The following is a 7,826-nucleotide window of genomic DNA, read 5'->3' as shown; positions in this document are numbered from 1 at the left end:
CGTGGGGTAGGTGGGCTTGGGCGATGTCCCACTCGGCGTCGGTGAGGTCGGAGGGGTAGGGAGTCCTGGTGGGGACGCTCATGGTCCTACCGTGCACACATCACCCCCTTTGAGGACAACCTCTGAGAGGGTGGGCCCGTGGAACACCTCCAGGACAGGCCCGGGGACGACCCCGGCGCGCAGTACGGCTGGCTCCTGGCGCACTTCCGGGAGGACCCGGACGGGCACGCCGAGAAGATCCACTTCTCCCTCAGCCGGGACGACTCCCCGCTGCGCTGGGACCCGCTGTGGGGCGGGGAACCCGTCCTGGAGTCCCGGATCGGCACGACGGGGGTGCGCGACCCGGCGATCGTGCGCGGTGGCGACGGCCGGTTCCACGTCCTGGCCACCGACCTGCGCGTGTGGGACGGCGGGGGCCTGCGCTGGGAGGAGTGGCGCCGCCACGGCAGCCGGTCGCTGGTCCTGTGGGACTCCGAGGACCTGCTGACGTGGCAGGGACCGCGCCTGGTCGAGGTCGCGCCCCCGACGGCGGGCATGGCCTGGGCCCCGGAGGTCACGACGGACCCCGCCACCGGTGAGCACGTCGTGTTCTGGTCCTCCCGGCTCTACCCCGAGGACGACGTCGAGCACGCCGGCGAGAGCTACAGCCGGATCCTGGCCGCCCGCACGCGCGACTTCGCCACGTTCGGCCCGGTCGAGGTCATGGTCGACACCGGCGGGCGCGACATCATCGACACCGCCGTCCTGCACGAGCACGGCCGCGTGTACCGGTTCTCCAAGGACGAGGGTCGCGACGGCTGGGGGATCTTCCTCGAACGCGGGTCGGCCTTGTTCGCCGACGACTTCGAGGTCGTGACGACGGGCATCGCCGCCGACCGCCACCCCGGCGGCGTGGAGGCCCCGCTCGTCGTGCGCGCCCGCGACCGCGAGCGCTGGTACCTGTTCCTGGACCAGTACGCGCAGTGGCCGCAGGGGTACTTCGCCCTGCAGTGCGACGACCTGGACTCCGGCCGCTGGGAACCGGTGCCCGCTCACGAGGTGTCCATTCCGCCCTCGACGAAGCACGGCACGGTACTGCCGCTGGTCCGCCGGGAGTGGGACCGGTTGCGTGAGCACGGCCTGGGCTGAGCCGCCCCACCGGGCCCCGTCGGTCAGGATGGTCGGGTGGGAGCACACGGTCACGGTCACGGGCACGGGCACGCGGGCACCGGGGAGGAGCTGGAACCGCTGTCGCGCCGGACCCGGCGGGCCCTGACGGTGGTCGTCCTGGTGGTGCTGGCGGCGGCCCTGGCCGGTGTCCTGGCCACGTGGCCCGGGGAGGTCCCCTCGGCCTCCACGACCTACGTCGGTGCGCAGACGGTGCGCGGGGAGGTCACCGGCACCCGGATGCAGACGTGCCGGGCCGAGCTGGCCGAGGAACGGCTGCCGGACGGGACGATGCCGGACACGGTCGAGTGCCCCGAGGCCGACGTGCGGGTCCCGGACGACGTGCGGGTCCCGGACGACGCGCAGGGCCGGGACGAGGCCACCCGGGAGGTCACCGTCACCGTCCCCGCCGCGGTGTTCCACGGCGGCCTGGGTGCCGGTGACCGCGTCGTGCTGACCCGCTACCCGGGGGAGGCCGGGGGCGAACCGGCCTACACCTGGGAGGACGTCGACCGCCGGCTGCCGCTGGCCGTGGTGCTGACGGTCTTCGTGGTCCTCACCGTCGCGGTCGGCCGCCGCCGGGGGCTGGCGGCGCTCGCGGGCCTGGCCGTGGGCGGGTCGGCGATCGCGTTCCACGTGGTCCCGGCGCTGCTGGCGCAGGAGAACGCGGTCGTCGTCGGCCTGAGTTCGGCCGTGGCCGTGATGGGGGTGGTGCTGTACCTGACGCACGGGTTCTCGGCCCGCACGACGGTCGCCTACCTCGGCACCGTGGCGGGTCTGCTCGTGACCGCGGGGGCGGCGGTGCTGGCGGTCGACGCGGCCCACCTGACGGGGCTGAGCGAGGAGAACGCCTACACGGTGACGGTCGTGACCGGGGCGGTGGACCTGCGCGGGGTCGTCCTGGCGGGCACGCTCGTCGCCGCGCTGGGGCTGCTGAACGACGTGACCATCACGCAGGCGGCGGCCGTGTGGGAGGTGCGCGCCGCCCGCGGCGGGGGTTTCCGCGACCTGTTCGCGGCCGGGATGCGGGTGGGACGGGACCACCTCGCCTCGACCGTCTACACGGTGACGTTCGCCTACGCCGGGGCGGCGATGCCCTCGCTGCTGCTCATCGAGCTGTTCGACCAGCCCGCCGGTCAGCTCGTGAACTCCTCGGCCATCGCCGAGGAACTCGTGCGCTCGGCCGTCGGCGGGATCGCCCTGGCCCTCACGGTGCCGGTGACGACGGCGCTGGCCGCTGCCCTCGCGCTGCGGTCCCAGCCCGCGCCGGCGCGGGGATCCGGTACCTGATGAGACGGGCGGAGTTCACCGCCACGAACACCGACGAGGCGTTGTGGGCGATGGCGGCCAGGACCGGCGACAGAGCCCCGGCGGCGCCCAGGGCGAGCCCGACGCCGTTGACGGCGATGGAGGCGCCGTAGTTCTGCCGGATCAACCCCAGCGTCCGGTCGCCGAGGTCGCGCAGCTGCAGGAGCCGGCTCAGGTCGTCACCGACGAGGGCGACGTCGGCGGTCTCGACGGCGACGTCGGTGCCGGACAGGCCCATCGCGATGCCGAGGTCGGCCAGGGCGAGGGCGGGGGCGTCGTTGGTGCCGTCCCCGACCACCGCGACGGAGTAGCCCTCGGCCTGCAGCTCACGCACGACGTCCTGCTTGTCCTCGGGCATGACCTCCGCGCGCCACTCGGTGACCCCGAGCTCGGCGGCGACGGCGGCCGCGGTGTGCTCGTTGTCGCCGGTGAGCATGACGATCCGCCGGACCCCGGTGCGGCGCAGTTCGGCCAGGACCTCGCGCGACTCCGGGCGCACCTCGTCGCGCAGGCTGACCAGGCCCGTCAGGACCCCGTCGACGGCCAGCAGCAGCGGGGTCTCGGCCGCCGCCTGCAACCGGTCGACCCAGTCCTGGGCCTTCGCGTCCACGGCCACGCCCTCGCGGCGCATGAGCCCGGGGGAGCCGACGAGCAGGACGCGACCGTTGGCCTGCACGCGCATCCCCAGACCGAGGATGACCTCGCACTCCTCGTGGGTGGGGATGAGGAGGTGGCGCTCCTCGGTGGAGCGGATGACGGCCTGGGCCAGCGGGTGCTTGGAGTGCACCTCGGAGTTCGCGGCCTCCGACAGCACCTGCTCGGGCGTCCAGTCGTCGCGGAAGCTCAGCACGTTCGTCACGACGGGACGCCCCACGGTCAGGGTCCCGGTCTTGTCGAACACGAACGCGTCGACGCGGCCGGCGGCTTCGAGGTGCGAACCGCCCTTGACGAGGATCCCGCGCCGGGCTCCGTTGCCGATGGCCGCGCTGATGGCGGTCGGGGTCGCCAGCCCGACCGCGCACGGGCAGGCGATGAGCAGCATCGTCATGGCGCGGCGCACGTCGCGGGTCAGGACGAGCGTGATCAGGGCCAGCCCGAAGGAGGCGGGGACGAACTTCTTGCTGAACCGGTCCCCGACCGTCTGCACGGGGGCGCGGTCGGCCTGGGCGTCCTCGACGCGGGCCACGATCCGGCCCACGGCGGTGTCCTGGCCGATGGCGGTGGCCCGCACGACCAGGCGCCCGCGCAGGGCGACGCTGCCGGCCAGCACGGGGTGCCCGACGGTCCGCTGGACGGGCAGGTTCTCCCCGGTGAGCGCCGCCTGGTCCACGACGGCCTCGCCCTCGACGACCTCGCCGTCGACGGGCACCGTGGACTGGTCGTGCACGACGACCAGGTCCCCCACCTGCAGCTCGGACAGGTCCACGCGCTGCTCGACGACCTGGCCGTCACCGCTGGTGCGTTGCACCCAGGCGGTCGTCTCGCTGCCCTGCAGCAGGTCCGCGATGGCCCGTCGGGTGCGGCGCAGGGTGAGGTCCTGCAGGTACTCGCCGATGTTCAGCAGCCACAGCACCGTGAGGGCCACGACGTTCTCACGCAGCAGCAGGCTCGCGACGGTCGCGGCCGAGACGAGCGCGTCGGTACCGGCGCTGCGACGACCGACGAGAGCCCCCACAGCACCCTTGAGGAAGGGGTAGCCGGAGAAGATCGTGACGCCCGTGGCCACGAGGCGGGACGTGGGGCCGAGCAGCGGCGGGCGGCCGAAGGCGAAGCGACGCAGCCCGAGCAGGGCCAGGGCGGCGCCGCCGACGACGATGCGGGCGACCTCGCCGTTGCCGACGTCGGCCGAGCGCGGGGTGCGGGCGGGTTCGGCGTCGGCCGGGACCAGCGCCACGGAGGCGACGGCCGTCAGCAGGTCGGTCAGCGTGAGGCTCTCGGGGTCGTAGTGCACGACGACGCTGCCCGTCACCGGGTAGGCGCGGGCCAGCCGCGTCCCGGGCAGGCGGTCCAGGGCCTCCTCGGCGGCGACCGCACGGCCCGGGCTGCGCCGCAACCAGTCCGCCTGCAGGCGTGCACGCCCAGGGACGTCCGCGAGGACGTTCAGCGGGCTGAGCTCGGTCGTCGCCGTCGCCACGGGTTCAGTGCTGGTGGTCGTGACCGGCCTGCGGGGTGGACGGGACGGGCGGCTGCTCCCCCATCTCGTCGTAGGCCTGGGCGACCACGTCCCCGGCGCCCAGGCGCAGGCGCTCCACGCTCGTCTCGGCGGCGCGGGAGGTGCGGATGCCGGCCTTGGTCCCGTTGACGGCCAGGCGGCGCAGGGCGGCGGTCCCCCGGCCGTCGCTGACGGCCTTGACGAGCCCGGCCGAGGCGGCGGCGGTGAGGACGAGACGTCCGAGGGGGGCGGCGATCGGCAACACGGTTCCTCCAGGTGGGGTCGGTCTCCAGTGGATCACACCCCCCGGAGGGACGCGAACCAGGGACGATGCTAGGCGACGAGGAACCGCAGCTCCGTGACGGAACGGAACTCCTCCCCCGGCAGCAGGACCGTCGTGGGGAACTCCGGGTGGTTCGGGGCGTCGGGGAACGCCTGGGTCTCCAGGGCCAACCCCGTGCGCGGCCCGTAGGCGCTGCCGGCCTTGCCGACGAGGGTCCCGGCCAGCGACCCCCCGGTGAAGAACTGGATCCCCGGCTGATCGGTGCGGACCTCCAGGACCCGACCGGACACCGGTTCGGTGACGACCGCGGCGAGCGCCGGCGGCCGGGCACCACCGGGGACGTCGGCCAGGACGTAGCAGTGGTCGAAGCCCTTCCCCCGGTGCAGCTGCTCGTCGTCGAGCTCGACGCGGTAGCCGACGGGGACGGCCTCGCGCAGGTCGAACGGGGTGTCCGCCACGGGGCGGAACTCCCCTGTCGGCAGAGCCGTCTCGTCGACGGGGAGGAACCGGTCGGCGTGGACCTGCACGAGGTGGGCGTCGATCGTCCCGGACCCCTCCCCGGCCAGGTCGACGTACGCGTGGTTCGTGAGGTTCAGGACGGTCGGCGCGTCCGTCGTCGCGGAGTACGTGATGGTCAGCGTCCCCTCGTGCAGGGCGTACGTGACGTGCACGGACAACCCCCCGGGGAACCCGTTGTCGCCGTCGGGGCTGAACAGGGAGAACCGCACCCCGCAGACCCCGTCGACGGGGTGCGCGGTCCACAGCTTCTCCGAGAACGGGTGCGGCCCACCGTGGATGGCGTTCCCGCGATCCGTCGTCGGGACGGAGGACCGCTGCCCGTCGAGCTCGAACGTGCCGCCGGCGATGCGGTTGGCGAACCGACCGATCGTGGCGCCGAACGACCGGCCCTTGCCCGCGTAGGGGGCCGCGTCGGGGAACCCCAGGACGACGTCGGCGCGGTTCCCGTCGCGGTCGGGGGCCAGCACGGACTGGATCCGGGCGCCGTGCTCGACCAGGCCCACCTCGAGGGTCCCGTCCCGCAGGACCCAGCGGCCGACGGGGGTCCCGTCCTCCAGCCGGCCCCAGTCCGCCTCGTGCTCGACCGGCGCGTCGGCTGCGTTCGCATTCGTCACGGTCTGGACGCTACCGGCGGTGGGGCCCGTCGTCCCGCCGGTCGCAGGGGCGGCGCACGGCGGCGACGGCCGTGGCGAGCAGGACGCCGAACCCGGCGACGAGCAGGACGCCCGCGGCCCAGACCTTCCAGTCCCAGCTCAGGCCGAACAGGACGTGCGCGGCCACGGCCGCCCCGACCGCGACGAGGACGGTGCCGCCGAGGACGGTGCCGAGGTCGGGGCCGCGCGGGGGCACGGGGTCGGGGGTGCTCACGACCCCTCCAGGGTGCTCGACCCGGCCGGGCCGATGCGGACCTCACCGGTCCAGCCGGTCGCCCGGACCCGTGCGGTCCCGGCCGGGACGGTCCAGTCGGCGGGGTCGTCCCCGCGGACGGTGACGGCGGCGGCCAGGTCCGCGGCGCCGGGTCCGGCGACGAAGACGCGCCGCAGGTTCACCCCGCCGGCGACCGCGTCGTCCCCCTCCCGCTCGGTGCCGCCGCCGATCTGGAGGTCCCGCAACGGGTCGTCGGTCACCTCGACGAGATCGGCGCCGGGCCGCCAGCGCAGCGAACCGGTCAGGACGGTGACGTCGACCAGCACGGTCCGGTCGGTGGGGGCGACGACGTCGAGCCGGCCCGCGGCGACGGTCGCGGTGGCGGTGCCGTCGTCCAGGGCGCTCGGGTCGACCGTCAGGTGGCCGACGACGGAACTGAGGGCGGCGGTGCCGGTGGGGGTCCAGGTGCGGTCCACGTCCCCGGTCCAGTTCCCGGCGGGCGGGGCCAGGGCCGTGGCGACGGCCACGAGCGCGGCGGGCCAGGCGAGACCGACGAGGGCGCTCCGGCGGCCGCGCAGCCCGGCCAGGACGGCCCCCAGGCCGAGGACGACGGTGCCCGCGGCGGCGGCCAGGGTCAGCGTGCGGTCCTGCAGGGGCCGGGCGAGCGGTGCGTCGCTCCACGGGCCCGCGGCCGTGAGCAGGGACGCGGCGACGACGAGACCGACGGCGAGCAGCGCGAGGCCGAGGGTCGCGGTGGTCAGCAGCGGGGAGCCCGGCCGACGGGCGGCGCGGGCGCGGGCGGCCTTCTCCTGGGCCTCGCGCACCTTCTGCTGGGTCCGCTCGTGCACGGCGGCCACGCGGGCCTGCTCGCGGGCGAGGCGGGCGGCAGCGCGGCGCTCGACGGGCGAGCCGAACCCCGCGGCGGGCCCGGCCGGGGCCGGTGGCGGCTCCTTGACGAGCGACAACGGCCGGGTGGCGGTGGCGTCGCGGTCAGTGGCGTCGCGGGCGGCGAGGGCGTCGAGTTCAGCCCGGCGCGCGGGGTCCAGCGGCGGGACGCGGAAGTCGCGCAGGAACCACCAGCCGAGGAGGGCGAGCAACCCGGTGGTGAGAAAACCCCACCCGGGCCCGTCGAGGTTCTGGTCGAGGAGGCCCAGCAGCGCGCGGGGCAGCACGAGGTCGGCCAGGACGAGGGCACCGGCCAGCCACGCGGCCCCGGACACGTCGCCGCGCAGGACGGCCTCGGCCTCGATGCGGCCGGGGGTGCGCGGCGCGTCGGGCCGGTCCTCCGGGGCGTCCCCGACGGCGCTCGCGGACCGGCCGTCGGGCAGCAGCAACCAGCAGACGCCGTAGGCGGCGAGCCCGAGACCCCCGACGACGGTCAGGGCGACGAGGACGCCCCGCACGAGGAGGGGGTCGACGCCGAGCCGCTGCGCCACGCCACCGCAGACGCCCGCGAACCACCGGTCCGGGGTCCGCTCGACGCCGCTGGACCGGACGGTCGCGAAGAACCTCGCGACCCCGCGCGTGGTGCTGGTGGCGGTGCTCACGGTC

Annotated in this window: 7 protein-coding genes; 2 read left to right on the top strand and 5 right to left on the bottom strand. The window is 75.3% G+C overall.

Annotated elements, in window-relative coordinates; all coding sequences use genetic code 11:
- The first annotated feature begins 138 nt into the window (after window positions 1-138).
- The gene (locus tag AB2L27_RS01700) at window positions 139-1,128 is read left to right on the top strand and encodes a glycoside hydrolase family 43 protein (protein ID WP_370439722.1); all 990 of its coding nucleotides are present in this window, start codon (window positions 139-141) and stop codon (window positions 1,126-1,128) included.
- 36 nt (window positions 1,129-1,164) lie between these two features.
- Window positions 1,165-2,436, top strand: a complete 1,272-nt coding sequence (locus AB2L27_RS01695; protein ID WP_370439721.1) for a YibE/F family protein — start codon at window positions 1,165-1,167, stop codon at window positions 2,434-2,436.
- Here the strand turns inward: AB2L27_RS01695 and AB2L27_RS01690 are convergent.
- From AB2L27_RS01690 to AB2L27_RS01670, 5 genes are all read right to left on the bottom strand, one after another.
- Window positions 2,354-4,588, bottom strand: coding sequence for a heavy metal translocating P-type ATPase (locus tag AB2L27_RS01690; protein ID WP_370439720.1), 2,235 nt, complete (start codon window positions 4,586-4,588; stop codon window positions 2,354-2,356). The two genes, AB2L27_RS01695 and AB2L27_RS01690, sit on opposite strands and share 83 nt — an antisense overlap.
- Before the next feature lie 4 nt (window positions 4,589-4,592).
- Window positions 4,593-4,871: a DUF1490 family protein gene (locus tag AB2L27_RS01685; protein WP_370439719.1), complete on the bottom strand. Its 279-nt coding sequence runs from the start codon at window positions 4,869-4,871 to the stop codon at window positions 4,593-4,595.
- A gap of 68 nt (window positions 4,872-4,939) precedes the next feature.
- Window positions 4,940-6,022 (bottom strand): aldose epimerase family protein, encoded by a 1,083-nt coding sequence (locus AB2L27_RS01680; RefSeq protein ID WP_370439718.1) that lies wholly within the window; start codon window positions 6,020-6,022, stop codon window positions 4,940-4,942.
- Between the two features lie 10 nt (window positions 6,023-6,032).
- Entirely contained in the window at window positions 6,033-6,275 is a 243-nt protein-coding gene (locus AB2L27_RS01675; protein WP_370439717.1) for a hypothetical protein, read from the bottom strand.
- Complete coding sequence (locus AB2L27_RS01670) at window positions 6,272-7,822, bottom strand: PspC domain-containing protein (protein WP_370439716.1); 1,551 nt, start codon at window positions 7,820-7,822, stop codon at window positions 6,272-6,274. The genes AB2L27_RS01675 and AB2L27_RS01670 overlap by 4 nt, the downstream gene beginning before the upstream one ends.
- Window positions 7,823-7,826: the final 4 nt, after the last annotated feature.

The sequence above is a fragment of the Kineococcus halophytocola genome, assembly GCF_041276425.1.
Taxonomy (GTDB): Bacteria; Actinomycetota; Actinomycetes; order Actinomycetales; family Kineococcaceae; genus Kineococcus; species Kineococcus halophytocola.
Note: the sequence above shows the minus strand (reverse complement) of the source record. Positions and strands in the feature narration are given on the sequence as shown.